This window comes from Litorimonas sp. (assembly GCA_029936425.1).
Lineage (GTDB): Bacteria > Pseudomonadota > Alphaproteobacteria > Caulobacterales > Maricaulaceae > Litorimonas.
The window spans coordinates 1-1,001 of the sequence record JAPYSU010000189.1 but is presented as its reverse complement, the minus strand read 5'-3'; the positions used below and the strand labels follow the sequence as shown (position 1 = coordinate 1,001).

General features: G+C 45.1%; 1 protein-coding gene. It reads right to left on the bottom strand.

Annotated features, from left to right (window positions below; all coding sequences use genetic code 11):
• Positions 1-282: 282 nt before the first annotated feature.
• Positions 283-1,001 (bottom strand): hypothetical protein (locus ACN0IC_RS15885; protein ID WP_416879707.1); only part of this gene is annotated, 719 nt, incomplete at its 5' end.

The window sequence follows — 1,001 nt, the reverse complement described above, 5'->3', positions numbered from 1 at the left end:
GAATGATAGAGGATGTAATGTAGGTGGTGAATGAAATAACTTTGAAAGATGAGGAGAGAGAAAAGTTGTTCACAGCTCCAACTGGAAACCTCTGAGTATTGTATCCAGTGGAAAGTTAGGTGGGTTGCAGTATGAAGTGTAAATACTGCCACTGATTTGTTACTGTTTGAACATGCAGAGTACAGTAAAGTGTATTGCCGCGTATCATCACTGCTGTACGATTTACAAACAGTTTAATACTGGGCTGCGAATCCCTTTTTTTTTTCTCGCCTCCTCCAACTTTTACCCCCGGCCCCTTCCCTGCATTTTCCATGCACCCTGCTTGGGTCCTTCGCCCTCGCTTGGTTCATCAAGATTGAGACCGGCTTGTCCGTCCGCATCAAGCCCACCAACGACAATCTGAAGCTGGTCGCTCGTAATATCGTGTGACTGTCCAGTTTTCATTGATAGCTTTTCATCAACCTTTTCTGTGTAATCATTCATCCTCGTTTTGTTTATTAAATTTTCATCGAGTTCATTCTGGCAGAAATTAACCTTTGCTTCCTCCAAATGGATAAGTGCGGCATTCAATACCTGTCCAGCTTTCTTCTCAATTAACATAATTTCATTGTCCAAAAATCTGTTGAAACTTTCCCCTTTCACTTTCATCTTTATAATTGAGTTTAGTATGCCACAGTCGCTTCCCGCAGCAACATCCAAAAGTGACCTCCAAGACTCTCTGTTGACCAGCTTATCTGTTTCATTTTTATTTGTTTTCAGATCTTGCTTGTCCCAATTTTCCTCCAAATGTCCAGACCGTTGCAACTCGTTGCATGAAATGGTTTCGTTATCAGCAGCAGCAGCAGCCCCACTGTGCAGTCCACAGTGGGCGTCACCCGCAACACCATCTTCATCCCCTTCAGCATCGGCAGCACCAGCAGCATAAGCAACATCGGTTCCCCGGACACCATCTCGAAGTTCGCCTCCCTGGTCGGCCTCCTGAATACCGCCAGCAGGAATCC